This is a genomic window from Mesorhizobium sp. WSM4310, assembly GCF_007003935.1.
GTDB lineage: Bacteria > Pseudomonadota > Alphaproteobacteria > Rhizobiales > Rhizobiaceae > Mesorhizobium.
On the sequence record NZ_VFTA01000020.1, the window covers coordinates 106,896 to 133,877 of the forward strand.

Below are 26,982 nucleotides of genomic sequence, written 5' to 3' on the forward strand. Positions count from 1 at the left end.
GCTCGGCGGCTCATCCCCATCGATGAGAATGCGCTCCGCCGCTCCATCAAGATCCTCATACTGGCCGCTTCTCAGGGCCCACAGAAAGCCGCTCAGTCCAAGCGCTCCGAGGAAGAGCGCCACGGGGATGAGATAGACGAGCGTCGTCATGGCTGTTGGACCAACATGCCTGGGCGTCCGCGCCGGTCGCGCGAAGCGCGTTCAGGCGATGCGCTTTTCGTGAAACCTTGCAGCCGCATGGCGTTTCCGATCACCAGCAGCGACGAGGCGGACATGGCGATCGCTGCGATGAGCGGCGTCACGTGCCCCGATATGGCGATCGGCACCGCGAACGCGTTGTAGACAATGGCAATGGCGATGTTCTGTCGAATGAGCCGGCCTGCCTTTCGCGAGATATCCAAGGCCAAGGGCACCGCCAGAAGGCTTTCGCGCAGGAAGACGAAATCGGCGGCATTGCGACCGACATCGGCCGCTGTGGCCGGGGCCATCGAGACATGCGCCGCGCCGAGCGCCGGCGTATCGTTCAGTCCGTCGCCTACCATCAGCACCTTGTGGCCTTCCCTGGACAGCGCCTCGATCCACTCGACCTTGCCGGACGGGAGCAGGGCCGGAACGAAGTCCTCGATCCCCAAGGTCTTGGCGACGTCGCGACAGGCGTTGGCGGTGTCGCCGGACAACATCTGGACCGACATGCCGGCATCCTGCAATTGCCCGACCGCCGCCTTTGCGTCGGCGCGCGCGGCGTCTTCGAAGGCAAAGGTGGCGACGATGATCCCGTTCTTCGAAAGCACTGTCCCGCCATAGCCGCCATATTTGCCTTCGCCGCCGGTCCGCGCCTTCCATCCAGCCCATCCGCGCCGGCCGAGGCGCCAGGTGTTGCCTTCGGTGACGGCTTCCATGCCGAAGCCTGGGTGTTCGCCGACGGACTGGAGCCCGGGTTGGCTGGAAGAGCCCGCGAAACCGGCTATGGCCTTCGAGAATGGATGGCGCGACTGCGCGGCCATGTCGGCCGCGATCGCCAGCATGGCCGGGTCGATGGACGGCCCATTGATCAGCCTTGGCTGTCCGAGCGTGAGGGTCCCGGTCTTGTCGAACAGCACCGTATCGATCGCCGCCAGTCGTTCCATGGCCGAACCGTCCTTGACCATGACGCCGGCCTCGAAAAGACGCCGCGCCGCGACGACCTGCACGATCGGCACGGCCAGGCCGAGCGCGCATGGGCAGGTGATGATGAGAACGGCAATCGCGATCGTCGTTGCCAGATGCCAGTCGCCCGAAGCGACCATCCATCCGAGGAACGTCAGCAAGGCAGCGAGATGGACCACCGGAGCGTAGAGCGCCGACACACGGTCGGCGATCCTGCGGTAGTGCGAGCGGCCGCCCTCCGCGGCTTCCATGAGCCGGACCATTTCGGCCAGGAAAGAATCCTTCGCCGCGGCCGTCGCCTGCATGGTCAGCGGGCCGGTGAGATTGAGCGTGCCTGCCTGAACCTGGGCTCCCGCTCCCACGGTCCGGGGCGTGCTTTCCCCGGATACCAGTGAACAATCGAGATCCGAAATACCGCTGAGGATATTGCCGTCGACCGGAATTCGCTCACCGGCGGCGATGTGCAGCGCCATGCCCGGCTCGATCTCGCCGACCGGCAGGTAATCGCGCACGCCATCGCCGCGCAGGACGATGGCGCCGCGCGCCGCCAGCCGCGACAGGCCATTCACGGCGGTGCGGGCCCGTTCGCGCATGACGTGGTCCAGCGTGCGGCCGATCAGGAGGAAGAACAGCAGCGAAACGGAGGCGTCGAAATAGGCGTGGTCGCCATGATTGATGGTTTCGTAGAGGCTCATGGCGTAGGCAAGCGACACGCCGACCGCAATCGGGACGTCCATGTTCATGCGCCCGTGGCGCAAGGCATTCCAGGCCGAGCGGAAATAGATGCCGCCGGCAAAGGCCAGGGCGGGGATGGCGATCAGCGCCGAGACCCAGTGGAACAGGTCGCGGGTCGCGCCTTCGGCGCCGGACCAGACCGAGACCGACAGCAGCATGATGTTGCCGGCGGCAAAACCCGCGACCGCGACCGCCCGGATCAGTTCCGAAAGCGTCTTGTCCTTGTTGCCGGTCTCCGGATCGAAGAGATGCGCTTGGTAGCCCAGCCGCCCAAGCGTTGCGAAAAATGGCGGAGCCTCGTCGCCACGCCACTGGACCGAAACTCGTCTGGTCGACAGGTTGACGCGAGCGCTCTCGACGCGATTGAGCTTTCCCAATGCCGTCTCGATCGTCTGGATGCAGGCCGCGCAGTGGACTGTCGGTACCGACAGATCGGTCTGGCAAAGGTTGTCGCCGATCGATCGGCTTACCAGCCTGATCTCCTGGCTGGACGGCAGGACCGATGGGGCGCCGGCCAGATCCAGCGTCATTTCAGCGCCAGGTGCACAACAGCTCATTTCATCGCCCCATGGGAAATCATGATCCTGCGGACGTCACGATAGGCTTTGTCCAGACCGGCATCGGCGTCGACTTCGACGATCCAGACCCCGTCCTTCGGCGTATGCTGCGCGGCGAAGTCCTGGCCCGAGGCGAGGGCGAGCGTGATGGCCTTATCCTCCTTCTCATAGGCGGGGTGGCGAAACAGCACCTTGACGCCATGCAAGGCGACCGGCTTGCCGCCGGCATCGGTAAGGCTATAGCGAACCTCACCCGCCGCGATGGTCAGTTTGCCGGTCCAGCCGAGGGCCGCCTGCGCGCGCCCCTCTTCGGCTTTCTTGTTGAATTGCTGGCTCGCCACATAGGTGTTCTCGACCACCAGGCCGGTCCAGCTTGTGCTGGCGAGCGTCGCCATGGTCAGATTGACCGCGATGACCACGCCGAAAAAGGCAAGGACGGTGGCCAGCATGTGCCTGCCGGTGAATTCGCGGGATTTTTGCGCCTTGGCGGTCATCTGGCGATCTCCGGTGCGTTGAAGGTGGCGGTGTATTCGTCGGACTCGAAGCTCGCTCTGTCCTCGGCCCGGAACTTGAAGGTCTGTGCCGTACCCTGGATCTGGCCCGCCGGCTGGCGTACGAAGACCTTGAGCATCTTCAGCCGGTCGGGTTCGACCGAGATGGGAACGGAGCGACCTGCCGGCTGATCGATGCCGACCACGCTCATCTCTGCTCCTTCCAAGCCCTGAAGGGTGACGACGATGGTCCTGGGCTCGGGGATCATGTTGAGCAGCTTGACGGTGTAGCCGTTGCGGATGGAGCCGTCGGACAGGGTGACGAACTGCGGATTGCGGTCGTGCAGCACGTTCACTTCGAGCCGGTCGCGCGTCAGCAGCGAATACAGCAGGCCCAGGCCGATCAGCGACCACAGGCCCATGTAGACATAGGTGCGTGGCCGAAAGATCTTGCGAATGTGGAAATGGGCCACCTTGTCGGAGAACAGGCCGTCAGCGGTTCGGACCAGCGAAGGATTGACTGAACCCGAGCCCCCGGCGGTCGCCAGCATCATGTTGGCGTTGTAGTCGGAGAGCGTCGCGTAGGAGATCAACCCATGGTCCCTGCCGAGTTTGTCCATGACGCTGTCGCAAGCGTCGATGCAGAGCGCGCAGGTGATGCATTCGAGCTGCTGGCCGTCGCGGATGTCGATCCCCATCGGGCAGACCGCGACGCAGGCATTGCAGTCGACGCAGTCGCCGACAGGCTGCCCCGCGGCGAGCACCTTCTTGGCGTGGCGCGAGCGCGGTTCGCCGCGCCAGTCATTGTAGGTGACGGTGAGGGAGGTCTCGTCGAGCATGGCCGCCTGTATGCGCGGCCACGGGCACATATAGGTGCAGACCTGCTCGCGCATCAGCCCGCCGAACGTATAGGTCGTCGCCGTCAGTACGGCGACGGTGATGTAGGCGATGGGAGCCGCCGCGCCGGTGAAGAGTTCGCCGGCTAGCGTCGGCGCATCGGCGAAATAGAAGATCCAGGCGCCGCCGGTGGCCGCGCCTATGACCAGCCAGATGGCGTGTTTCGAGACCCGCAGCACGAGCTTGCGTGCGGTCCAGGGTCCGGCATCGAGCTTCATGCGAGCGTTGCGGTCGCCCTCGATGGCGCGCTCGACGACCAGAAACAGATCGACCCAAACGGTCTGCGGGCACGTATAGCCGCACCAGGCGCGCCCGACCGTCGACGTGATCAGGAAGAGGCCGACGCCGGCCATGACCAGCAGGCCGGCCACATAGTAGAATTCCTGCGGCCATATTTCGATGAAGAAGAAGTAGAAGCGCCGATTGGCGACATCGAGCAGTACGGCCTGGTCCGGGGCAAACGGGCCGCGATCCCATCGCAACCACGGCGTCAGGTAGTAAATGCCGAGCGTGATCGCCATCACGAGCCATTTGAACTGGCGAAAGCTGCCCGATGCACGCTTGGGGAAAACCTTCTTGCGCGCAGCATACAATGGCTGGCGCACTTTGGCGGAGTTGACCGCCTCAGCTTCGAGCCGTTCTACCTGCGTATTGTCCAGCACCGGTCTCTCCCGTCATGCAGCTTGTAATTTCGCCCTGTGGCGGCGCGAAATGCAGCGTCGACCGGGACCTTGCCTCCGACTGGATCGCGCCGCGTTGATGCAGGTCAATCGTCGGCACCGCAAATCAGTCGAGGCCCGGCAGGGCCGGGCCTCGTCGCCTGGACGGAGAGGGCAGGAGAATAGGCCCCCGTTGCTATTCTCCACCGCCAAGCGAATGCACGTAGACTGCGAGCTCCTTGACCTTGGTCTCGCCGAGACGGTCAATCCAGGCTGGCATCACGCCGTGTTTCGGCGTGCGGACCTGGGCGGCGATGGCTGCCTCGCCAGACCCGTAGAGCCAGATGGCATCGGTCAGATCGGGAGCGCCGAACTCCCTGTTGCCTTTCGCGTTGGCGCCATGACAGGCCACGCAGTTTTCCGCGAAGACCTTGGCGCCGGGCTCGATCAGACTTGCGTCCTGGACCTTGCCGGAGAGGCTCGCCACGTAGGCGCTGACCTGCATGATCTGCTCGGACGTGATGATGTCGCCAAAGGCCGGCATCTCGGAGATGCGCGTATCCGGGTCGGACGCGAACCGGATGCCGTGCGTGATCGTCTGCTGGACCTGGTCGGCCTTGCCGCCCCACAGCCAGTCGTCGTCATTCAGGTTGGGAAAGCCCTTGGACCCCTGTGCGCCCGAGCCATGACACTGAACGCAATTGACCTTGAATGTGGCTCCGCCGGCCGCGACCGCGAATTCACGCAGAGCATCGTCGGCGGCAATCTCGGATACGGTCTTCGATTGAATTGCCGCGACATACTTGCCCTTCGCAAGTTCGGCCGCCGCCAGCTCGCTCTTGACGTCATTTCGGCTCGAATAGCCGAGCAGCCCACTCGTCGCGGAGGACAGCATCGGCCATGCCGGATAGGCGATGGTGTAGCCGATCGCCCAGGCGATGGTGATGTAGAAGGTTATCACCCACCACCGGGGAAGAGGGTTGTTGAGTTCCCTGATGCCGTCCCACTCATGGCCGGTCGTCGAGATGCCCGACACGTCGTCGATATGCTCTGTGCTCATGATCAGTCATCCTTGAGGGGAATGCGGGCGGCTTCATCGGCCTGGCTGCGGCCGCCCGGCCGAAGTGCGAAGGCAATGCACCCGACAAAAAAGAGCGCCATGGCCAGCAAGCCCCAGCTGTCGGCGAATTCCCGCATCAGATTGTAGTCCATGGGTCGTGCTCCTCAGCGGTAACCGGCGGCTTCGTCGTAGTGTTTGAAATCGACCAGCGTGCCGAGCATCTGCAGATAGGCGACAAGCGCGTCCATCTCGGTGACCTGCTGCGGATTGCCGTCGAGATCTCCGACCTTCGCTTTCGGATAGCGGGCCAGGAGGCCGGACGTGTCGGCGTTGGGATCGGCCTGCGCCATCAAGTCGGCGTTGGCGTGCGCGATCATGTCGTCGGAGTAGGGGACGCCAACACGCCTGTTCGCAACAAGATGCGTCGAGAAGTCCTTCACCTGGATTGGCGTGTCCTTCAGGAACGCGTATTTCGGCATGATCGATTCCGGCACCACCGAGCGCGGATCGCTGAGATGCTGGACGTGCCAATCGTTCGAGTAGCGGTCGCCGACCCGGGCAAGGTCGGGGCCGGTGCGTTTCGAGCCCCACTGGAAGGGGTGATCGTACATCGACTCGGCAGCCAGGCTGTAGTGACCATAGCGCTCGACCTCGTCCCGGAATGGCCTGATCATCTGGCTGTGGCAGAGGTAGCAGCCCTCACGCACATAGATGTTGCGGCCGGCGAGTTCGAGCGGCGAATAAGGCCGCATGCCTTCGACCTTCTCGATCGTATTGTCGAGATAGAAGAGCGGGGCGATCTCGACGATGCCGCCGACCGTCACCACCAGAAGGGAACCAACGAGAAGAAGCGTGGCGTTCTTCTCGATGATCGCGTGTCTGTCCATCAAGCCCATTTCTGGCTCCTATTGTGCAGGCTGGAGGGCGGGAACAGAGCCCGGTAACGGTTGCTCCTGGCGCTGGTGGCCGAGGATCGTCATGGTGATGTTCCAGGCCATGATCAGCGCGCCGGACAGGTACATGGCTCCGCCGACGGCGCGCATGATGTAGTAGGGATGCATGGCGGCGACGGTCTCGGCGAAGGAGTAGACCAGGAAGCCCTGCTCGTCGTATTCGCGCCACATCAGGCCCTGCATGATGCCGGACACCCACATGACCGCGGCGTAGACGACGATGCCGAGCGTCGCCAGCCAGAAGTGCCAGGTGACCAGCCGCAGCGAATAGAGGCGTTCGCGGTTCCACAGCTTCGGCACCATGTAGTAGATCGCGCCGAACGAGATCATGCCGACCCAGCCGAGGGCGCCGGAATGGACGTGGCCGATGGTCCAGTCGGTGTAGTGGCTGAGCGAATTGACCGACTTGATCGACATCATCGGGCCTTCGAAGGTCGACATGCCGTAGAAGGCGATGGCGATCACCATCATGCGGATGATCGGGTCGGTGCGGATCTTGTCCCATGCACCGGACAGCGTCATCAGGCCGTTGATCATCCCGCCCCAGGACGGCATCCAGAGCATGATCGAGAACACCATGCCGAGCGTCTGCGCCCAATCGGGCAGGGCGGTATAGTGGAGATGGTGGGGGCCAGCCCAGATATAGAGGAAGATCAGGGCCCAGAAGTGGATGATCGAAAGGCGATAGGAGTAGACCGGGCGGTTGGCCTGCTTGGGCACGAAGTAATACATCATACCGAGGAAGCCGGCCGTCAGGAAGAAGCCGACCGCATTGTGGCCGTACCACCATTGCGTCAGCGCATCCTGGACACCGGAAAATGCGGAGTAGCTCTTCGAGCCCAGGAAGGAGGCCGGCATCGACAGGTTGTTGACCACGTGCAGCATCGCGATGGTCACGATGAACGAGAGGTAGAACCAGTTGGCGACGTAGATATGCGGCTCCTTGCGCTTCAGGATAGTGCCGAGGAACAGGAGGAGATAGGCGACCCAGACGATGGTCAGCCAGATGTCGACATACCATTCAGGCTCGGCATATTCACGGGATTCGGTGATGCCGAGCAGATAGCCGGTGGCCGCCATGACGATGAAAAGCTGATACCCCCAGAACACGAACCAGGCGAGATTGCCGCCGAAAAGTCGGGCGCGGCAGGTGCGCTGCACCACATACAGGGACGTGCAAAGCAGAGCGTTGCCGCCGAAGGCAAAAACGACGCCGGATGTGTGCAGCGGCCGCAAACGCCCGAAATTGAACCAGGGCTGGATGTTGAGATCCGGGTAGGCAAGCTGCAGCGCGATGATCACGCCGACAAGCATGCCGACCACGCCCCAGAACATGGTGGCGATGGCGCCGTAGCGGATCGGCCCGTCCATATAGGCGGACGGATCGATCGGAGCCGCCGGCGCGAAACTGGTCTTGCGCAGAAGAACAGCGACAAAGCCCAGCAGCACGATGAACAGCACCCACATATGCTGGCGGAAAGGCTCATCCACGCCAAAGCCGGCGGCCACCAGGGCCGCGAATGCAAACAGGCTTAGAGCCACAGTTTCAGTGCCGAATTTCATGACATGTCCCCGACCTCGGATTCCGTGCGCGGAAAGCAAATCCGCAGCGGCACAATTCCTCAGCCGGGTTGCCGGTGCCTTGATCCAGGTCAAAGCCCACCGCGTTATCATTGGGCAGCGTAAGCCTTGCAAAAGACCGGAGGCTGACATTGGACTCGGAGAAAGTGCGAGGACCGTCGCTGTTTGAAAACCGCCGTGAAATCGCCACGCTGGCCGGGCGGGAGGCCGTCCCGACCGCGGTGATGCGGCGTGCGCATGACGAGAAACTCCGCCTTTGCGATGCTCTGGAACAAATCGCGGACGCTCTGCCAGGTGTTGATCGGATGATATGCCTCAGCACAGCCAACTCGATCGTGCCGCTTCTGCGCAGCATCCATCAGTACGAAGAGGCCATCATTTTTCCGGCTTACGAGGAGGCGGTGGTCGGCAGCGAGGCGAACCTTGCCTCGACCCGACGATTGCGGGCCGAGCATGTGGAAGACGAATGCTTTGCCGGTGAGGTGACTGAAATCCTGCTGGCCATCGGACATGGCGAGACAGTCGAGAATCCCGAAGCCATCGGGTTCATGTTGCGCGGCCTGTTCGAGAATTTGCGCCGGCACATCGCGTTTGAACGCGAGCACGTGCTGCCGATGATCGGGATCGCTGATTGAGGTCAGGCGCCGGAGCGACTGGCCAAGCGGTTAAGGCTGGTCACCGTCACATGTCGATTGTTCTCGATCCGGATCAGCCCGTCTGTCCGCAGCCGGGTCAACTGGCGGCTCACCGTCTCGATGGTCAGGCCGAGGAAATCGGCGATGTCGGCGCGTGTGAGCGGCAGCTCGAAGCTCGTCGCGTTGGTGGCCGGATCGAGCGTGGGATCGATGTTTCTGGCAATCATCAGCAGAAAGCTCGTCACTTTTTCCGCGGCCGTCTTGCGCCCCAGCGTCACCATCCAGTCGCGTGCTTCGTCAAGCTCGTTCAATGTCTGCTTGAGCAGGCGATGCTCGAGCTCCGGCGATTCCCTCATCATTCTCTCGATGGACGCTCTTGGAAACGAGCACAGGGAGACGGCCGTTGCCGCTTCGGCGTTGATAGCGCTTTCCACCTTGAATGGCCGCCCCAGAAAATCGGGAGCAAACTGAAGCCCGACAATCTGTTGGCGCCCGTCCGAAAGGCTTTTCGTCAGCTTCACCACGCCGGAAAGCACGTTGGAATAGCTGTCGACGGTCTCGGCGTCGCCAATCAGCTCCACGCCCGGTTCAATGGTGTGCTTTGACGAAAGCTTGGCGAGTCCGACCAATTGATCGGGGTCGAGCGCACCGCATACGCCGCGATGCCGCGCCTCGCATGATTGGCAAAGCACGGGAATGCCGGCGCTATGAACATCTTGACGTACTGTCATCACGATCGTCCGAGGACCCTCAGTATCGGCAAGATAAGTGTCGGCCCTTGAAAAAGCCTTGTGACAGTTTGTCCGGTGCAAAGGCTTTGACCGAAATCAAGGCATTGGCGCGCGGTTGCGGCCATTGCCTTGACCTTGCAAACACAGAGGAAGCGACATGCAACCGGAAGTGGCCGCCAGGCTTGGCGAAAATGTACCGCGGTACACGAGCTATCCGACAGCGCCTCATTTCCACCCGGGGGTTGATGCGGCTGTCTGTCGGACTTGGCTCGAAGCGCTCGAAAGCGATGACGAGATATCGCTCTATCTGCATATTCCCTACTGCGACAAGCTGTGCTGGTTCTGCGCATGCCACACCAAGCAGACCCGGCACTATCAGCCGGTGGCGACCTTTCTGCACTCCTTGCATAGGGAGATCGAGACGGTTGGCCGCCTCGTGCGCGGCAAGGGCCGGGTGCGCGCCATCCATTTCGGCGGCGGCTCGCCGACGATGCTGAATCCCGAGGACATCCTGTCGCTTGGAAAAGCGCTGCGGGATCGTTTCGATGTGCTCGACGATGCCAGCCTCAGTGTCGAAATCGATCCGAGCGACATGGACGAGGCCCGGCTCGACGCCCTGTCCGCGATGGGCATGACGAGGGCGAGCCTAGGCGTTCAGGATTTCGATCCCAAGGTGCAGAAAGCCATCAATCGCGAGCAAACCTTCCTGCTGACCAAGAGCGTGGTGGACGCCGTGCGGGCGCGTGGCGTGAATTCGGTGAACCTCGACCTGCTCTACGGACTGCCGCACCAGACCCTCGAGAGTGTTACTCGCACCGTCGCCCAGGCGTTGACGCTGCAGCCCGACAGGCTGGCGCTGTTCGGCTACGCGCATGTGCCTTGGTTCAAGAAACATCAAACGATGATCGACGAAGCATGGCTCCCCGATTCCGCCGGACGGTTGGCGCAATCGCAGCTCGCCGCCCGGCTGATCGTGGACGCCGGATACGAGGCCCTGGGGCTGGACCATTTCGCCAAGCCGGACGATACGCTCGCCATCTCGGCTCGCACCGGCAAGATCCGCCGCAATTTCCAGGGCTATACAGAGGACAATTGCGAGACGCTGATTGGGCTCGGGCCTTCCGCGATCAGCCGATACCGCCAGGGCTACGCCCAGAACATCGTCGCAACCGGCGCATACGAGAAGGCCGTGGATTCCGGACAGCTGGCAGTGGCGCGCGGCATCGAGCTCAGCGTCGACGATCTGGCGAGAGGCTGGATCATCGAGCGTCTGATGTGCCATTTCGCCTTCTCGGCGATCGAACTGGTCGAGCGCTTCGGCGACGTCGGCCAGAGTCTCCTGGCCATGGCAAGTCGACTTGCGATCAGCGGCGGCGGGCTGCTGCTTCGGCTCGACGGCGAAAACTTCGTCGTGCCGAAGGACAGCCGCCCGCTTGTCAGGGCGGTTGCAGCGAAGTTCGACAAGTACCTCGAAGCCGGCGCAGCCAGGCATTCAGTGGCGGTCTGAGCGCCTGTCCGGTCAGAAGTGCTCGCCAACCCTGAACGGGCCGATGCGCGTTCCGGCAGCGACCAGGTAGGCGGTCGACCAGCCGATGAGCAGAAATCCGTTCACGCCCTCGAGCGCCGCCAGCACGCGCCAGCCATGGGCGGGAACCACGTCGCCATATCCGACCGTCGAAAAGGTAATGGTGGAAAAATAGAGCGCGGTCTCGAAGTCCGGCAAGACGCCGAGTTCAAGATACACGCCGGCCCACAGCCACACCTCGGCTGTGATAACGGCAAAGAGCCCCATGACGACGCTGATAATCGCGACCACTCGGCTGCGACGGCCGTGCATGCGGAAGCGAGCCACGAGGTGCGCCATGGCGTGGGTAATCGCGATGAGACCGAAGGTATGGATGAGGACCGTCAGGCTGATGACGATCGTGCCGGCGAACAGATTTATGACCATATGCTGATCGTAGCGGCGCAGCGGCGCTTTGCATTGTGCAAGATCAAACCGATGGAGGATGAGAACCGAAGCACGCGCTTCTTGCCGCCTGTCGGTTGTCCACGCGTCTGTTTTTCTGGTGCGTTCCTTTCACTGGGACAAAGGGCAAGCAGCCCGATGCACCGACATCACATCTGGACGGCGCAGATCGTCGACCGCGTCAGGAACCGCTTCTCACGACCATTGTCGAGCGAGAACATGCCGCCGCGGCCAGGCACCACGTCGATGATCAGATCGGTGTGCTTCCAGGCCTCGAATTGCGACGCGCCGATGTAGAAGGGTACGTCTTCGATGTGGCCGAGCAGTACATCGTGGTCGCCGACGATGAAGCCGGCGCGCGGATAGCACATGGGCGAAGAGCCGTCGCAGCAGCCGCCGGATTGGTGGAACAGCACCGGCCCATGCTCGGCAACGATCTCCGCGACCAGTTCGAGGGCGGCCGGCGTCGCCGTGACCTTTGCGTGCATGGTCTTTCCGATCTCCAGTCTTGGGCGCGGCCCCTCGCGGAGCCGCGCCTGTGCGACAAACAGCCGATCAGAAGAAGCCGAGCTTCTTCGGGCTATAGCTGACCAGCATGTTCTTGGTCTGCTGATAATGGTCGAGCATCATCTTGTGCGTCTCGCGGCCGATGCCGGACTGCTTGTAGCCGCCGAAGGCCGCATGCGCGGGATAGGCGTGGTAGCAGTTGGTCCAGACGCGGCCGGCCTGGATCGCGCGGCCAAAGCGATAGGCGCGGTTGCCGTCACGTGTCCAGACGCCGGCGCCGAGCCCGTAGAGCGTATCGTTGGCAATGCTGAGCGCTTCGTCGTCGTCCTTGAAGGTCGTGACCGAAACCACCGGTCCGAAAATCTCCTCCTGGAAGATGCGCATCTTGTTGTGGCCCCTGAACACGGTCGGCTTGACGTAATAGCCGCCCGCCAGGTCGCCGGGCAGAACATTGCGGGCGCCGCCGGTCAGCACCTCGGCGCTTTCCTGGCGGCCGATGTCGATGTAGGACAGGATCTTTTCAAGCTGCTCGGACGAGGCCTGGGCGCCAATCATCGTCGCGGGATCGAGCGGGTCGCCCTGCACGATCGCTTCGACGCGCTTGAGGGCACGTTCCATGAACCTGTCGTAGATCGATTCATGGATGAGCGCGCGGCTCGGGCAGGTGCAGACCTCCCCTTGGTTCAGCGCGAACATGACGAAGCCTTCGATCGCCTTGTCGAAGAAATCGTCGTCCTCGGCGACAACGTCCTTGAAGAAGATGTTGGGCGACTTGCCGCCCAGTTCCAGTGTGACGGGGATGAGGTTCTGGCTGGCATATTGCATGATCAGCCGGCCCGTCGTGGTCTCGCCGGTAAAGGCGATCTTGGCGATGCGCGGCGAAGACGCGAGTGGCTTGCCGGCCTCGAGGCCGAAGCCGTTGACGATGTTGAGCACACCTGGCGGCAGCAGATCGCCGATAAGATCGGCCCAGAGCAGGATGGCGGCCGGTGTCTGCTCGGCGGGCTTCAGCACGACGCAGTTGCCGGCCGCAAGCGCGGGCGCGAGCTTCCAGCATGCCATCAGCAGCGGGAAGTTCCAGGGAATGATCTGGCCGACCACGCCGAGCGGCTCGTGGAAATGATAGGCGACCGTGTCGTCGTCGATCTGCGAAAGGCTGCCTTCCTGGCCGCGCACGGCGCCAGCGAAATACCGGAAATGGTCGATGGCCAGAGGCAGGTCGGCCGCGGTCGTTTCTCGGATCGGCTTGCCGTTGTCCCAGGTTTCGGCGCAGGCGAGCAGATCGAGGTTCTCCTCCATGCGGTCGGCGATGCGGTTGAGGATAAGCGACCGCTCTGCCACGCTGGTGCGTCCCCACGCGTCCTTGGCGGCATGGGCCGCATCCAGGGCCGCCTCGATGTCCTGGGCATCCGAGCGCGCCACCTCGCACAGCAGCTGGCCGTTCACCGGGGAGTGGTTCTCGAAGTAGCGGCCGGAGCGGGGTTCGGTCCATTTGCCGCCGATGAAATTGCCGTAGCGCTTGTCGAAAGGCGCCTTGACCGGGCGTGAGAATTCAACCTTGTTCATGTGTCTTCCTCCCAAAGCTGACGTCGCGGGATGCGACGCTTCGGAAGAGAGTTGCGATTTAGGCCGCCAATGTCACCGCCCCGGAGACAGCGCGCGGGCGGGATGTGTCGCAGAATTGCGACAGCCGTATGAGGTTTCGAATGGTCAGTGCGACCTGTGGACGTCCAGGCGGTTGAGCTTGCGGTGAAGCGTCGCGCGGCTGATGCCCAGCGCCTGGGCCGCGGCCGAGACATTTCCGTCCGCCCGCGCGAGCGCCCGCTGCAGAACACCGCGCTCCGCCTCGGCAAGCACTTCTGGGCCGGCCCAGCCGAGCAGATCGGCCGCCGGCATCGGCTTGTCCAGGCACTGCTGGGTGATTCCAAGCGCAAGGCGAGCCGACCGGGTCGCGCCGACCACCAAATCGTCTGTATCCACGGCGATCAGTGCGCCGGAGCCTTTGTCGGCCACCGGCGCCAGCAGAATGCGGGCCTTGGGGAATGCCATTTTGAAGTTCTCTGCCTCGATCCGACGCACCGCGTCGATAACGGCTAGCGAAATAAGGTTGGCAAAAGCTTCGGTCAGGTCAGCGCGGCAGGACGACACGTCGAGCGCGGCCACCAGATCTCCCTGGTGGTCGTAGATCGGAGCGGTGGTGCAACTGAGCCCCGTATTGCGCGTATGAAAATGCTGGTCGCGGTGGATCGTCAGCGCGCGCTGTTCGACCAGGCAGGTGCCGATACCGTTGGTGCCCTCGCTTTGCTCGTTCCAGACGGAGCCAGTCCACAAACCCCAGGAATGAAACGTTTCGTCATCCACAGGCGCGCCGCGCCGTTCGACGGGCACGCCATCACGATCGGCGAGGAGGACGCAGCATCCGACGCCGCCCACCGCGAGATAGAGCCGGTCCAGACTCGATTGGGCAGCCCGGACGAGTGGTTCGATACGTTGGCGGGCCTGCCCCAGCTCCGTCTCCGTGAGGTAGCGTGGGGAACGGCAGTCGGTTGGATCGAGCCGGTGCAAATTGGAAGACCGTCGCCAGGACGCGACCAGCGCGGATTTCGCCGCCGCGTCCGAAGCGATCGCGGCCTGAATGCGGTCGGCATGATGACCGGATAGGTCCTCGCCCATGCTTCCTCCCAAAACCAGTCTTTCCTTCAGCTCCCGGACCATCGCTGCTTCAAGACAAGGTAGCGCTGGTGCCATGCCAGGTTCGGCTTTAAATCACGACACTGTCAATTCGACAGAAGAATCAGAGGCGGAGTCATCGAACTGCGATATCCGGCCAAGCCATAGCCCTCCTCGGCGAGAACATTCTTTGCTCCCAGGCGCCCTTCAGCTGGTTCAAAATCTAGCTCAATGAATTGGGGCTTCCTTGATCGAGAGCAAAGATCTGCTCACTATGGCCCGGTCGCTGAAATCGCCGCCAAGGCATACAGATAACTACCTCGCGAACGTCCCGGCCCACGAAAAAGTCAATAAAATCAAAATTATAAATATACCGTCCGGCCCGCCACTATCTTTCTGGAGGAATTTTTACCTGACTAAGAATCCGTTTCTGTTCTGCATGCAGTCACCCGTGATCACGATCCGAGACGCGCAGATATGCTATTTAATGCCACCTTTTGCACTGGCGCTGGCTCATGGATTTCTTTCTTGTCTATTGACAGAAAGACAAAAAGATCATTCGACTGAGACAGCGGCGGCTTGATGCCGGTATCAAAAACGAGGCTTTGCCATGAAGCTGGTCTTTGTCGAAGCTATTGGCAGCAAGGTTTCAAGTATCGGCTTTGGCTGCGCTTCGCTTGGCTCTCGTATCGGAGTTCGCAAGGGCATCGAGACCTTGGAACGCGCCTACGAAGCAGGGGTGACCTGGTACGACGTAGCGCCTTCGTACGGCGACGGCATGGCTGAATCGATCTGGGGTGAATTTGCATCCAGGAAACGCGATAGCGTCTGCGTCTGCACCAAGGTTGGCATGCGTCCGCCGAAGACCTCCGCCACCATGCGACTGCTGAAGCCGTTGTCGCGGATCGCTGTTGCGACGGTTCCGGCGCTTAAGCAGCATGCTTCAAGAGTGCGCCCCACGCCTTTCAAGGTGCCGCTGTCCGCGGCGTTGATAAGATCCAGTGTCGAGGAAAGCCTGGGGCGTCTTCGCACGGATTATGTCGATGTCCTCGCACTGCATCGTCCGACCGCCGAAGAGCTTGTTCGCGAGGATATCATCCGGGCCCTGGAGCGCGTGATTCAGGACGGGAAGGCCCGGGCCATCTCGGTCGCGGGAGACCTCGAGGCCGGAATGACGGCTCTCCAGGAATCGCTGCCTTATCGGTTCGTGCAGATTGCCAATACCCCGCTGGAGTCAAATCTCGCCAAGTTGAAGGCGCGCGTTCACCGGCACAGAACGTTCGTAACGCACGGGACATTCTCGGGCCTCAATCGAATCGTCGCGAAATTCAATGCGCGCAAGGGAATACTGGTCGCTCTTGGTGACCTCGGATACCGCGGCAGTCCCACTGAAATTGCTATCGCATTTCTCGCCGATTACGCATTCGCAACGAATTCGGCCGGCGTCACCCTGGTCTCCATGCTCAAGAAGGAACACCTCGATTTCAATCTGCGGCGATTGAAGAACGATCTAACACCCGAGCGCCTGAATGCCGTCATTGCCGCGCTCGACATGGGTGTCAAAGACTAATCGGCTGGCAGCTTGCCGGGGTTCTCCAACCACAGGTTTGACTGGCGCAGGAATGCCGAACAGCTATACTGGAAACATTAAGCCAGCGGGTTCGCCATGAGCAAAGAGTTCAGTGTCGCCGACGCCTATGGCACGGGCCGCGCCATTTTCATGGGACTTGAGTTGCTCGTCGCGCCCGGTGCGCTCGTCCCCCGGCCAGAGACGGAATTGCTGGGCAGGACGGCCCTTGGTGTTTTGCATCAAATGAACCTGCCGGCGCCGCGCATCGTCGACATGTGCTGTGGCACTGGCAATCTGGCGTGTGCCATCGCCCACCACATTCCCACCGCACGTGTCTGGGCGAGCGACCTCACCGACGGATGCGTCGACGTGGCACGCCGTAACGCCGCCCATCACGGCATGGCTGACCGCGTTTCGGTGCTTCAGGGCGATTTGTTCGACGCTCTCTCGGGCCTTGGGCTCGACGGAACGATCGACATTATCGTCTGCAATCCGCCCTACATTTCGGAAAAGCGGCTTGAGGGTGACCGCGCGCATCTGGTCGAACTCGAGCCGCGCGAAGCGTTCGCGGCCGGCCCGTACGGCCTGAGCATCCATATGCGGGTGGTGAAGGACGCGCCACGATACTTGCGGCCTGGCGGCACCCTGCTCTTCGAGGTCGGCCTTGGCCAGGACCGGCAGGTGATGGGACTGCTGGAGCGCGGCAAGGCATACGAGAACATCCGCGCTGTGTCGAACGAAGCGGGCGAGGGCCGGGTGGTCCTGGGACAAGCCAAGTCGCAGGCATGAGCGTGCGGAAACCCAGAGCAATTGCGCGAACCGGTCTGGGCTTTACGCCGGCAATCAATTCATCTTGCGGATGATGTATTGCTCGATCCCTTGAATGGAATCGAGGTTTTCAGGCAAGAGCTCGCTGTCTTCGACGATGATGCCAAAGGTCTCCTCTATGAAGCCTATAATCTCAAGCACTCCCGTCGAGTCGACGATGCCCTGGTCGAGCAAGGACGTGTCGCTCATCAATGCCTTCACGTCGCTCACGTAGAAATTCGAAACCAGGAAACTGCGGATCTGCTCGCTGTAGGTTCCGGTGCGGTCTTTGATCGTCAACATGAATTCGCCCTCTGTAAGACACAATAAAATAAGCGACCTCGTCCCCGCGCCCACCTCATGACAGGGCCGTTTTCTTGAGTTTGCCGGTATCCGTCATCGGTAGGCTGGCCACGACGACGATGGACTTCGGAACCATGAAGTTTTCCAGTCGTTTCTGGCACTCCATCTGCAGCTGTTTTTCGCCGATGGTTCTTCCATTCTCCATCACGACAAACGCCTTAACCGCCTGCCCAAGGAGTTCGTCGGGAACACCGATGACCGCTGCTTCCCGGACGCCGGGAATATCCATAAGGACGTTCTCCACTTCCTTCGGCGCCACCTTCTCGCCTCGCGATTTTATGATCTCGTCACCGCGGCTGACGAAGTAGAGGTAGCCCTCCGCGTCCATCCGGCAGTAGTCGCCGGTATATAGGACCTGCTCGCCGGGCAACGGGCCGGGTTTGAGCTTCCTGGCCGTCGCTTCGGGCTTGCCCCAGTAGCCCTTCATGACTGTCGCGCCGCGAATGACGAGCTGGCCAACGACGCCGGGGCCGACCCTTCTGTCATGTTCGTCGACGATCCACATTTCGGTATTCGGGATCGCGATCCCGACGCTCAACGGCTTTCGCGCGAGATCCTCCGGCGGCAAATAGGTGCAACGCTTGCATTCGGTGAGGCCGTACATCGAATAGATGCGTGCGCTCGAAAACAGATCCCGAAGCATGAGAATATGCTTGAGGGGCAGGGCCGCCGCGGTGTTCGTGACGTAGCGAATGCTTGAGAAATCCTGGTCCTTGAGGGACTTGAGCTCGGAGAGTGCCGCAAAGATGGTCGGCACGCCGGGGAAACCCGTAACCCCCTCTTGCCTGATCAGCCCAAGGACCTGCGCCGGGAAGGCGAACGAACGTTCGAGCACCAGCCGGGCGCCGGTGCGAAACGCCATGACCATCTGGTACAGGCCGTAATCGAAGGCGAGGGGTAGGACATTGAGGATCACCTCGTCCTCTGCAAGCTCGAGGTAGGAAGCGATCGACGCGCACGCGGTCATCATGTTCCTGTGCGTCAGCATCACGCCCTTGGGTTCACCCGTCGAGCCGGACGTGTAGATGATGGCGGCAAGATCGATATCGATGCAGCGCCGCGCCGGCGGCGCGTCGCCGGCGGCGACCGCGATGTCCCAGCGTATGGCTTGCGGCAATCGGGAGAGCTCGTCATCATCGATCGATCCGGAAACGATCGTCCGCAGAAGTGACGGGCAGCTGCGCGCCGGTTCGCGGAAGATCGAGTGCAGATGCGCGTCGGTGATCAGCGCCGCCGGTAGGCAGTCGTTGAGCAGATAATCAAGCTTGTCGCTCTTGGTCAGCGGGTTGACGATGCACACCACCGCATTCGCCTTGAGTACAGCCCAGAAGCTCACCACCGTCTCGACCGTGTTGTCGGCGAAGATCATCACGCGGTCGCCGCGCGCGACCCCTGATGCGGCCAAATCCGTGGCGATTGCATTGGCGCGCGCCTCGAGCTCGCCATAGGTGACACGTTGCTTGCCGCACACCAGCGCTACCTTGTCGCCGAGCCGGCCGGCGGAGTGGGCGAGGTAGTCATGCAGCAGGGGTACGGCATCATGCAACATGCAAGCGCTCCTCCCGATGTTCGCGGTCGACGTCGACGCTGAGCCAACGCATGTGGGTTGCACCGGGACAGCTCGCGACAAACTGCTGGTGCAGGAGCTGGGTCGACAGCACGCCGACAAGCGCCATGTTGTCGGCATTGGAAAGATCACCGTCACCGGTCCTGGCCTGGCACTTGCCGAGCAGGCGTGTGACCGAAGCCGGATCGAAAACATTCGCCTTGCGTATCGCCGTCTCCGAAAGCGCTTCGCGAATGTATTCAGGTGCGGCGTCGTCAGCGAAGCAAAGCGCATTGGGCGCCCGGAATGGCTGCTTCTTGCGGGTTACGATCTCGGAGGGCACGATCGGCTCCGCCACGCGTTTCAGCACGTGCTTCTCATCCAGGACACGCAGCTTGTAGGAAGGCGGAAGTGAATTCGCGAGCCTCACAAGTTCATCGTCGAGGAACGGAAAGCGCCCCTCGACGGAGTGAGCCATCAGCATCCTGTCGCCCTGCGAGGAAAGCAGATAGCCCGACATCAACGTCTGGACCTCGAGATACTGGTCCTGCGCAAGAGGGCTCCAGCGCGAAAACGCCGCGGGCAGACTGCCAAGCAACTCCGACACGGCGTCGCGGCGCTGGGAATCGGCGCGCAGATCCGCGGAGAACAGGCGCTTGATGGCGCCGGTGCTGCGCCAGCGCGTGTCATGGGCAAAGCCGGGCGCGTCATGCGCCTCGATCCCGCGTCCGAAGAACTGGCGCGCCATCGCTTGCTGTTGCACCGGCGAGCGGGTGAGATACGGGTAAAGACGCTCCAGGAGGCGTGAGCGTCGTGTCGACGCCGGCTGGCGTCCCCAGAATCGGCGGACCTTGGCTTCACGGAACAGGTCGTAGCCGGCGAACATTTCGTCGGCACCTTCGCCGGTCAGCACGACCTTGATGCCACGCTCGCGCACCAGCCTCGATAGCAGGAACAGCGGCGCCGGGGCGGTCCTCAGTATCGGGCGCTCGGTATGATAGATCACCTCAGGAAAGATTGCCGCGATATCGCCGCGCGAAACCACCACCTCATGGTGCTCGCTGCCGGTTGCTTCGGCAACCAGGCGCTGGAAGCGGGTCTCGTCATATTCGGCGTCGGCAAAACGCAAGGAGAAGGTCTGGAAGCGTCGGCCGGCGAAACGCCTTCCCAGTGTCGCCACGAGCGAGCTGTCCAGTCCTCCCGACAGGTAACACCCGACAGGCACGTCGGCGCGCACCATGCGGAGTGCCGTCGCGGCCTCGAGGGCGTCACGCACGCGGTCCACCGCGTCATCGCACGACCCGCTGAACTCGCCGTGCTGCGCTCCGATATTCTCGGGGTAGGAAGGCTGCCAAAAGACCTGCTCGCGAACGGTGCCATCCTGGTAGATGCGGACATGCCCCGGTACGAGCTCGTGGATTCCCTGAAATACCCCTTGCGGTGGAACGACAGTCCAGAGCGTGAACGTCTGATCGAGGCCGGCAGGATCAAACGCGCGAGGGATGGCTGGATCGGCTGCGAAAATGGCCTTCACTTCACTGGCGAAATATAGGCGGCCCGCATGCTCGCAAAAATGCAGGGGGCAAATGCCGAACCGGTCGCGCGACAAGACGAGACGACCTGCTATTGAGTCCCAGATTGCGATTGCCCATTGGCCGTTCATCCGCTCGAAGGCCGCTTCGCCCCATGCGCGATACGCATGCAGCGCGACCTCCGTGTCGCTGCGGGTCCGGAAGCGGTGGCCAAGCGCAATCAGCTTTTCCCGCAGCTCGACATAGTTGAATATCTCGCCGTTGAATACGATCCAGGTCGTATCGCCTGTGTCCGCAAGCGGCTGCTGGCCGCTGGAAAGATCGACGACGGACAGGCGGGCATGCGCCAGCCCTGCACGCTTGTCGCGGTAGATGCCGCGCTCGTCCGGCCCGCGATGCGCCAGCGTGCCCACCATCCGCATCAGCGCCTCGCGTGAAGGAGAAGCCGCCGCGGCGTTCAGGGTCACAATTCCAGCGATGCCGCACATTCCCGGTCAATCCTCGCCAATTTCCACGGAGAGCAAAGGCCGCGCGTGAAGATAGTGGGCGGCCCGCCGTTTCGCGTCGATGTCTTTGAAGACTTTCTGCAGCTGGGGCTCGGTGAGGCCGGCAACCGCCGCGACCTCATCGCTGGCGATCCCATGGTTTAGGCCGTAGAGGCATAAATCCATCAGATGATAGGGCAGCGCGAAGTAGAACTCCTCCTGGCTTTGCGCCATGGAGAATGTGTCGGTGGTCGGTGCCCGCTGGCGGATTTCCTCGTCCACCCCGAGATATTCCGCGAGCTGATAAACCTGGGTTTTGTAAAGGTGGACGATCGGCATCACGTCGGCGGTTCCGTCGCCCTGCTTGACGAAAAACCCCTGGTCGTACTCCAAACGGTTTGGTGTCCCCGCAACCGCGTATTTGAGGCGGTCGGCGTGGTAGTATTCCGTCATCTTGCGCAGACGCTGCTTATAGTTGGTTGCGGCGACGATCTGCAGATAGGCGGCAGGCGACAGACGCACCGTGTCGACCTTGCCCTCCGGATCCTGGACGGTGAGCCGGGTGATGTTGAGGCCGTTGCTCTCGAGAACCGGTTCGATCACCAGCTTGCATTTCCAGCCGTCCCCATAGTCGGGAACGACGGTCCGGATCGCCTCGATCTGCCGACGATAGGCGCCGACGGCTTCCACTGCCGGGCCTATGTCTTCCAGGATATTCTCAATGCCAAGCTGTGCCGCGACACGGCGGCCAAGTCTCAGGGAGTCGCCGGAGGAATCGCGCTCCGGCATGAACAGGCCCAAGACCTTGTCTTTGCCGAACGCCCGTGTGCACAGGGTCGCGACGACGGAGCTGTCGATGCCGCCGGAAAGGCCGACAACCACTCCGCGACGGCGGAGCGTGCCAAGAACCTGCTTGCGCAAGGTGTCAACGATGCGATCGACCTCCGCACGAGCATCGAGCACCAGCATGTCCTTGCTGAAGTGTGAGATCACGTCGATGACAGATCCTCCCTTTTGCGAGACTCGGCCGGGGAGTAGGTCCGCACGACGGCCGTCTCGATGAGCGGGCGGTTGGTGGCAAGATTGGGCTCTATGACAAGGTCGATGTGGTTGCCCATGATCGGAACCACGTCCAAATGCGCCAGAGCGCTTTCCCAGCCCAGGGCCCGAGGCATTCCCTCCCGACGGCATCGGAACAAGGTGCCGGAGATGGGCAGGGCCGGTTTGGGTGCCGCGAGCCACTGGAAGAAAGACCGCGCCCGCAAGACTTCCTGCAGTTCCAGTTTGGTTCTGAAGCTGGTCGGGCTGAACTCTCCCTTGCCAAAGCGGTCGAGAATCCTGGCAAGATACGCCTCGCAGCCCATGGCGACGGTGATCTTGGCAAGAGCTCGGCAAGCCATCCGGTGGGCGGATATGCGATTGGTGCGAATGCGATGGAATGTGCGGGTAAGTGTCTCCCAATGGTTGCTCGGCTCGTCCAGAAGGCTCGTATCGAGGATACCCAAAAACCTTACCGATCGACCGGCCGCCAGAAGCCGTGCCGCGACCTCGAACGCAACCGCGCCACCAAGCGAATGGCCGAGAAGTCGCACAGGGCCGTCAGGCTGGGCGCGGTCTATCTGCTCGACTGCGGCGGCAGCCATGGCGGAGAGGCTGTTATGTCCGTCCAATATCGCGGCGAGGGCAGGATACCGAATGGGGTTCACGCGGGCGACTTTGCCCATGGCGGCTGCGAACGCAGCCAGGCTCGGACCATAACCGACGGACCCCGGGAACAGGAAAAGAACCGGAGGGTGATGCTTCTTCGCGTGTCGTTCGCCCGCCTGTGCGGAGACAACAGCCTCAACCATCTCGTCGAAGCTCATACCGACGGTGAAGGCCTCGAGGCCGAGCTCTTGCCCTATGGCGCTCTCGATCGCCATGACGCAATGCAGCAGCTGCAGCGAATCTCCCCCCGCCTCATCCCAATTTCCCACCGCAGCGCCCGTGTTGAGAACCTGCATCCACGCGTGCTGCACCACTTGCCTTGTATTCAGTTGGCTTCCTGCGGGGAGCGGTCGGGCAGCGGGCGGCTGGACGGCTGGCGCGGTCTTTCTCTCCGTACGATCCATTTCGGTGAGCGTTGCCAGGTCTACCTTACCTCCCGGCAAGCGTGGGATCTCCGCGATGGTGTGCAACCGCAAGGGACGCAGCGGCGCCGGCAACGTCGTTCTGACGAGCTGACGAAGCTCCTCCGCGAAAGCAGCCCCGGCGAAGCGCTGGGCAACCGCGAATGCGATGAGTTCCTCGGCCGGCGTCACGATTGCCACGGCATCCGCCACCGAAGGCGCGCAACGCAGGACCCGTTCGAGCTCGGCGGGCTCGACGCGTCGACCATTGATCTTGATCTGGCGCCCCTTGCGGCCGACGATGCGCAACAGGCCATCGTCGTCCAGCCGAACGAGGTCGCCCGTCGCAAAGACCCGCACACCGGGATCGTCCGGGTCCGGCCGCGCGGGAATGACGACGCCGTTCTCCCAATGACCAAGCAGAACATAGGGGCTTTTGATCAGAAGCTCTCCACTCTCGCCTGTCCCGACATCGTGTCCTGCGTCGTCGACGATAGCGAATGCCATCCCGGGAAGCAGTCTGCCGACGGGGATCGATGCGTCTTGCTCCGGCCAATCCTGCGGCAGGAACCATTGCGAGCCGGTGGTCTCGGTTGACGAGTAGCCGATCTGGATCAGGCACTGGTCCGAAACGGCTTTGCGCAGCAAGGCGATGTCCGTCCACGACACCTTCTCGCCACCGATCCGTGCCACTCTGAGCGACTGGAAAGCGTCAGCAGGGGCCTCGGTCAACAGTGCCCGAAGCAGCGCCGGCACAAGATAGGCGATCGTCACACCTTCGGCTTGAACCCGAGCGCGGACAGCGCGGAGGCCGACCGCCTCCACCTCGAGAAGGTGCAATGTGGCGCCAGTCAGCAGTGCAGTAAAAATCTCCCGGCAACCGGCGATCGTGGCAGGCCCGGTCAGCGGCAGGAAAACGTCATCCGCGTTGATATGGCACGCGTCGACATATTGCCGGACGCGCCACAGCAGGCTGCGTTGGCTGTTGACGATGCCCTTGGGGCGTCCGGTGCTACCTGATGTGTAAAGCACCATTGCGGGCGCATCGACGGAAACCGAAGGGAGCTGTGGCTGCTGTGATGCCTGTTGACCGTTCGGCGCGACGCCAGCCGCAATATCGATCCATAGGACTTCCTGCGGCAAATCGATTAGGCGAACATTTCCAGCGCCTATGATGGCGCCGAGCCGTGCGGCATCCACGATCTCGATGATCCGAGAGCCCGGATCTCTCATGTTGAGCGGAACCGAAGGCCGCCCGGCCGCCATACTGGCCAGTATCGCCACGGCGTACCAGGCCGAGTTGGCCTGAAGGATTCCGACCGCCTGTCCTTCGGGAACGACGGTAGCGATACGGTGCGACAATGTCTCGACAGCCCGGAAAAGCTCGGAATAAGTCAGGCGATTGGCGCCGTCGCCGATCGCGACCTTGTCGGGATATTGCCTTGCGACGTTTCTAAGGTGATCGAAGACGGGAATGTCGGCAAACCCGGCGCCCATCCGCTGATAGGGGCGCCAGAGGGGTCCCCCTTCGTCAAGAGCGTATTCGGGAATATCTGACCATCCGCGGGTCGTCGTCGGTCGACAATCCACCCGCAGATCTTCATTCACCGCTTCAGACTGCAAATACGCTGAAGACATTCAGGGCCCCACCAAGCTGAAGGTCGACCATCACTCGCCACCGAAATCTTTTCATCAATCATTCGGATGATGCCTCGATCTTGATCAGACAGTGCTTTCCCGCTCCCGGCCTCGAAGACGTTCTCCAATTCCCCTTCGGTAACGGCCGGTCCGCCCGGAGGTCCCCGATCTTGAGACGCTTGCCAAGGGCCAATCCCGCGTGCCTCCGGCATATATGAAAGATCATTCAAATGAACGTTGGTGTGGCTCGTAATCCGGCTAAGCTTTGATACGCAGGCGAATGACTGCTTGCTCGGAGACATTTGGGTATTGCGTGATGATCATCGAGTTGTTCGGGCCGCCTGGTGCAGGGAAGACCACACTTCTTCGCGGCCTCTGCCAGGGGATGGCGAAATACGACATCAACGTGAAGACAGTGAACGGGTATCGCCTGATTGAATATGGGTCGGCCCAGGAAGACGGTCCGGAAGTTCGCCATGGCATTGGGCGCATTGGCAAAAAGATTGCCACCTCCGGCCCAGTCTTGCTGTCGACCCTGCCGAAGGATGGTGTCGCGGCGCGGCTTCTGGCGTCAATCCCACTACGAAGCCGCACATGGTCGTGGCGCATGAAGGTCGATATCGCCCTGCTGTGCGGGTCGTGGCGTCAAGCGCAGCAATCGGAAGGTTATTTCATTTTCGAAGAGGGCCTAATCCAGGCTTTATGCGCGCTGGTTGTGCTGGCGCGAAATCCAAGCATTGACGTGGTTCGTGACTGCCTGGCGTTCATGCCGCGACCAGACCTCCTTATCCAGCTCGATGCGCCGCAGGAAACATTGCGCCGCCGTCTCATGGATCGGCATGCGCAGCAACCGCTGCTGGAGGTCCTGCTGTTCGAACTCGGCGTGGACAGGGGCTTGAGGCAGGCCGATATCTCAAGGGAGATCGGCAAGTGCTTGCGCCAGGATGGATGGCCCTTGATACAAGTCAACGGTGCTGAACCTCACGACCTCGACAAGATCATCAGGCGAGCCTTGAAAGAGCACGAGACCGTCCCGGTTTGACCAAGGCGATAAGAGCCAAACCACTGGATTGGCTGGCGATCAAGGACTTGGTGGCACTCTCTTCGGCGAAGCCGTCGGCGTGTCGGCCATGGACCCGTGCGACGTTGCCAATGTAACCGGCCGCGCAATCATTTCGTGTCGCGTTGGTCGAGCACTTCAAGCATGGTGGTCAACATGCTTCCGACTTCTTCCGAGATTTCCTCGGGGCGAATTCCCGCCTTGATGGCGTCCGCCGTCACTTGCTCGGCGAGCTTCGCCGCAAGGGTCGGATCGGATCTCGAATAGGGTGGCAAATTATCCTCCACCCATTTCTGCAGGAATTCGATGCCCCGAGCGCTCATGATGGACCAACGAGCGTTGGAGCGATTTCGTTCCGCCGATATGTGTTCAAGAAAACGTCAGACCCTTGTGATCGGGGTCTGACGTTTCCCAAGGCTCACGCTACGATGAACGAGGACGCCGTCAAAGACAGATGCGGAGACAGGGTGGCAAACTGGATCTGATGTGCGCCACCCTCGCCGTCGCTGTCGAAAGACAGGGCGCCGGTCGAACTGTTGTAGATGATGTGATCGCCACTGTCGTGCGCACCCCTGCCTTGGTGGAACGCCGAGGTGGGAAGGGCGCCCGCTTGAAGGCCGGTGAACACATGGTGGTCGAGCGCGATCTTGTCCTGTGCCACGTTAAAATCGGTGATCTTGTCGACATTGCCGGTCTTGAGGGCGGCATTGAAGAAAAAGTAGTCCTTGCCCCCATTTCCCGTCAGCACGTCCTTTCCGCCACCGCCGTTGATGATGTTGCTGCCGGCATTGCCGTCTATGGTTTGGGAGAACCCGTTTCCCTTGAGGTTCATGGGCGTAGTGCCGGACTTGCTCGTGATGGCGAGGTGCTCGATCTCCGAGCCGGCCGACAGCGCGTAACTCACCGATGCCAGCACGGTATCGTTGCCGCCGCCCAACAGTTCCACCACCTTGTCGCCGACGTTGTTGACATAGTAGGTGTCGTTGTAGCCGCCACCGACCATCGTATCGGCGCCGGTGGTGCCGTGAAGCACATCCGCGCCGCCCGTGCCGTAGAAAGTGTGATCGCTGCTCGAAGGCACGGTAGTGGTTGGGGGCACCGTGCTGGTGGGCGGAGTCGTTGCGCCGGTCGAAGTTACGCTGGTGGTGCTCTGATTATGCTGAAGGAAGAGGGCCTGCAGCGCCGGCGAGTCGCCAAGCGCGGTGTCGCCCTGTTGAGAGCCCCAGGCATAGGCATAGTCGAAGGCGGGCGATGGCGCTACCTTGGCCCAGTGGTCCAGCAT

Annotated in this window: 24 protein-coding genes and 1 pseudogene; 5 read left to right on the forward strand and 20 right to left on the reverse strand. The window is 61.9% G+C overall.

Features of this window, described 5'->3' with window-relative positions; all coding sequences use genetic code 11:
- Positions 1-9: 9 nt before the first annotated feature.
- From ccoS to ccoN, 8 genes and pseudogenes are all read right to left on the reverse strand, one after another.
- Positions 10-150, reverse strand: a pseudogene (ccoS, locus tag FJV80_RS21285) (cbb3-type cytochrome oxidase assembly protein CcoS); the annotation flags it as partial.
- Positions 147-2,438 carry a cation-translocating P-type ATPase gene (locus tag FJV80_RS21290; RefSeq protein WP_142877341.1) on the reverse strand — a complete coding sequence of 764 codons (2,292 nt, stop codon included), beginning with the start codon at positions 2,436-2,438 and terminating at the stop codon, positions 147-149. The pseudogene ccoS and the gene FJV80_RS21290, both read right to left, overlap by 4 nt.
- Positions 2,435-2,932 (reverse strand): FixH family protein, encoded by a 498-nt coding sequence (locus FJV80_RS21295; protein WP_095775531.1) that lies wholly within the window; start codon positions 2,930-2,932, stop codon positions 2,435-2,437. The genes FJV80_RS21290 and FJV80_RS21295 overlap by 4 nt, the downstream gene beginning before the upstream one ends.
- Positions 2,929-4,488, reverse strand: a complete 1,560-nt coding sequence (gene ccoG / locus FJV80_RS21300) for a cytochrome c oxidase accessory protein CcoG (RefSeq protein ID WP_142877342.1) — start codon at positions 4,486-4,488, stop codon at positions 2,929-2,931. The genes FJV80_RS21295 and ccoG overlap by 4 nt, the downstream gene beginning before the upstream one ends.
- Before the next feature lie 193 nt (positions 4,489-4,681).
- On the reverse strand, positions 4,682-5,545 hold the full coding sequence (gene ccoP / locus FJV80_RS21305) for a cytochrome-c oxidase, cbb3-type subunit III (protein WP_142877343.1): 864 nt from the start codon (positions 5,543-5,545) through the stop codon (positions 4,682-4,684).
- Positions 5,546-5,547: 2 nt separating this feature from the next.
- Entirely contained in the window at positions 5,548-5,697 is a 150-nt protein-coding gene (locus FJV80_RS21310) for a CcoQ/FixQ family Cbb3-type cytochrome c oxidase assembly chaperone (protein ID WP_019860163.1), read from the reverse strand.
- Positions 5,698-5,709: 12 nt separating this feature from the next.
- Positions 5,710-6,441 (reverse strand): cytochrome-c oxidase, cbb3-type subunit II, encoded by a 732-nt coding sequence (gene ccoO / locus FJV80_RS21315; RefSeq protein WP_095775534.1) that lies wholly within the window; start codon positions 6,439-6,441, stop codon positions 5,710-5,712.
- 9 nt (positions 6,442-6,450) lie between these two features.
- The gene (gene ccoN, locus FJV80_RS21320; RefSeq protein WP_095775535.1) at positions 6,451-8,061 is read right to left on the reverse strand and encodes a cytochrome-c oxidase, cbb3-type subunit I; all 1,611 of its coding nucleotides are present in this window, start codon (positions 8,059-8,061) and stop codon (positions 6,451-6,453) included.
- A gap of 242 nt (positions 8,062-8,303) precedes the next feature.
- Here ccoN and FJV80_RS21325 point away from each other — a divergent pair, with 242 nt between their 5' ends.
- Positions 8,304-8,714, forward strand: coding sequence for a hemerythrin domain-containing protein (locus FJV80_RS21325; protein ID WP_095775559.1), 411 nt, complete (start codon positions 8,304-8,306; stop codon positions 8,712-8,714).
- 2 nt (positions 8,715-8,716) lie between these two features.
- On the opposite strand, the gene FJV80_RS21330 is transcribed toward FJV80_RS21325, so the two are convergent.
- Positions 8,717-9,445, reverse strand: a complete 729-nt coding sequence (locus tag FJV80_RS21330) for a Crp/Fnr family transcriptional regulator (protein WP_142877344.1) — start codon at positions 9,443-9,445, stop codon at positions 8,717-8,719.
- Positions 9,446-9,602: 157 nt separating this feature from the next.
- Between FJV80_RS21330 and hemN the strand changes: the two genes are divergently transcribed.
- Positions 9,603-10,952: an oxygen-independent coproporphyrinogen III oxidase gene (gene hemN / locus FJV80_RS21335; protein WP_142877345.1), complete on the forward strand. Its 1,350-nt coding sequence runs from the start codon at positions 9,603-9,605 to the stop codon at positions 10,950-10,952.
- 12 nt (positions 10,953-10,964) lie between these two features.
- On the opposite strand, the gene FJV80_RS21340 is transcribed toward hemN, so the two are convergent.
- The 4 genes from FJV80_RS21340 to FJV80_RS21355 form a co-directional block, all read right to left on the reverse strand.
- Positions 10,965-11,396, reverse strand: coding sequence for an ion channel (locus FJV80_RS21340; protein WP_142877346.1), 432 nt, complete (start codon positions 11,394-11,396; stop codon positions 10,965-10,967).
- A gap of 167 nt (positions 11,397-11,563) precedes the next feature.
- Positions 11,564-11,902 (reverse strand): DUF779 domain-containing protein, encoded by a 339-nt coding sequence (locus FJV80_RS21345; RefSeq protein ID WP_095775539.1) that lies wholly within the window; start codon positions 11,900-11,902, stop codon positions 11,564-11,566.
- Positions 11,903-11,969: 67 nt separating this feature from the next.
- Positions 11,970-13,487 (reverse strand): aldehyde dehydrogenase, encoded by a 1,518-nt coding sequence (adh, locus tag FJV80_RS21350; RefSeq protein WP_142877347.1) that lies wholly within the window; start codon positions 13,485-13,487, stop codon positions 11,970-11,972.
- A 144-nt stretch (positions 13,488-13,631) separates the two neighbouring features.
- Positions 13,632-14,594: a helix-turn-helix domain-containing protein gene (locus tag FJV80_RS21355; protein ID WP_142877348.1), complete on the reverse strand. Its 963-nt coding sequence runs from the start codon at positions 14,592-14,594 to the stop codon at positions 13,632-13,634.
- A gap of 607 nt (positions 14,595-15,201) precedes the next feature.
- Here FJV80_RS21355 and FJV80_RS21360 point away from each other — a divergent pair.
- Both FJV80_RS21360 and FJV80_RS21365 read left to right on the forward strand, forming a co-directional pair.
- On the forward strand, positions 15,202-16,161 hold the full coding sequence (locus tag FJV80_RS21360; RefSeq protein ID WP_142877349.1) for an aldo/keto reductase: 960 nt from the start codon (positions 15,202-15,204) through the stop codon (positions 16,159-16,161).
- A 96-nt stretch (positions 16,162-16,257) separates the two neighbouring features.
- Entirely contained in the window at positions 16,258-16,950 is a 693-nt protein-coding gene (locus tag FJV80_RS21365; protein ID WP_095775543.1) for a class I SAM-dependent methyltransferase, read from the forward strand.
- Positions 16,951-17,004: 54 nt separating this feature from the next.
- On the opposite strand, the gene FJV80_RS21370 is transcribed toward FJV80_RS21365, so the two are convergent.
- Genes FJV80_RS21370 through FJV80_RS21390 form a run of 5 tightly spaced genes read right to left on the reverse strand, consistent with a single transcriptional unit; the run spans position 17,005 to position 24,640 of the window.
- A complete protein-coding gene (locus tag FJV80_RS21370) occupies positions 17,005-17,271 on the reverse strand; it encodes an acyl carrier protein (protein ID WP_095775544.1) in 267 nt (88 codons plus the stop codon).
- A gap of 55 nt (positions 17,272-17,326) precedes the next feature.
- Positions 17,327-18,880, reverse strand: a complete 1,554-nt coding sequence (locus tag FJV80_RS21375; RefSeq protein WP_179296118.1) for an AMP-binding protein — start codon at positions 18,878-18,880, stop codon at positions 17,327-17,329.
- Positions 18,870-20,897, reverse strand: a complete 2,028-nt coding sequence (gene asnB, locus FJV80_RS21380) for an asparagine synthase (glutamine-hydrolyzing) (RefSeq protein ID WP_142877350.1) — start codon at positions 20,895-20,897, stop codon at positions 18,870-18,872. Before asnB ends, FJV80_RS21375 begins: the two co-directional genes overlap by 11 nt.
- A gap of 6 nt (positions 20,898-20,903) precedes the next feature.
- Entirely contained in the window at positions 20,904-21,887 is a 984-nt protein-coding gene (gene nadE / locus FJV80_RS21385) for an NAD(+) synthase (protein WP_095790514.1), read from the reverse strand.
- Complete coding sequence (locus FJV80_RS21390; RefSeq protein ID WP_142877351.1) at positions 21,884-24,640, reverse strand: AMP-binding protein; 2,757 nt, start codon at positions 24,638-24,640, stop codon at positions 21,884-21,886. The genes nadE and FJV80_RS21390 overlap by 4 nt, the downstream gene beginning before the upstream one ends.
- A 316-nt stretch (positions 24,641-24,956) precedes the next feature.
- Between FJV80_RS21390 and FJV80_RS21395 the strand changes: the two genes are divergently transcribed.
- The gene (locus tag FJV80_RS21395) at positions 24,957-25,682 is read left to right on the forward strand and encodes an AAA family ATPase (RefSeq protein WP_095775548.1); all 726 of its coding nucleotides are present in this window, start codon (positions 24,957-24,959) and stop codon (positions 25,680-25,682) included.
- 128 nt (positions 25,683-25,810) lie between these two features.
- On the opposite strand, the gene FJV80_RS21400 is transcribed toward FJV80_RS21395, so the two are convergent.
- Both FJV80_RS21400 and FJV80_RS21405 read right to left on the reverse strand, forming a co-directional pair.
- The gene (locus FJV80_RS21400) at positions 25,811-26,023 is read right to left on the reverse strand and encodes a DUF768 domain-containing protein (RefSeq protein ID WP_095775549.1); all 213 of its coding nucleotides are present in this window, start codon (positions 26,021-26,023) and stop codon (positions 25,811-25,813) included.
- Positions 26,024-26,118: 95 nt separating this feature from the next.
- Positions 26,119-26,982 (reverse strand): calcium-binding protein (locus FJV80_RS21405; protein ID WP_142877352.1); only part of this gene is annotated, 864 nt, incomplete at its 5' end.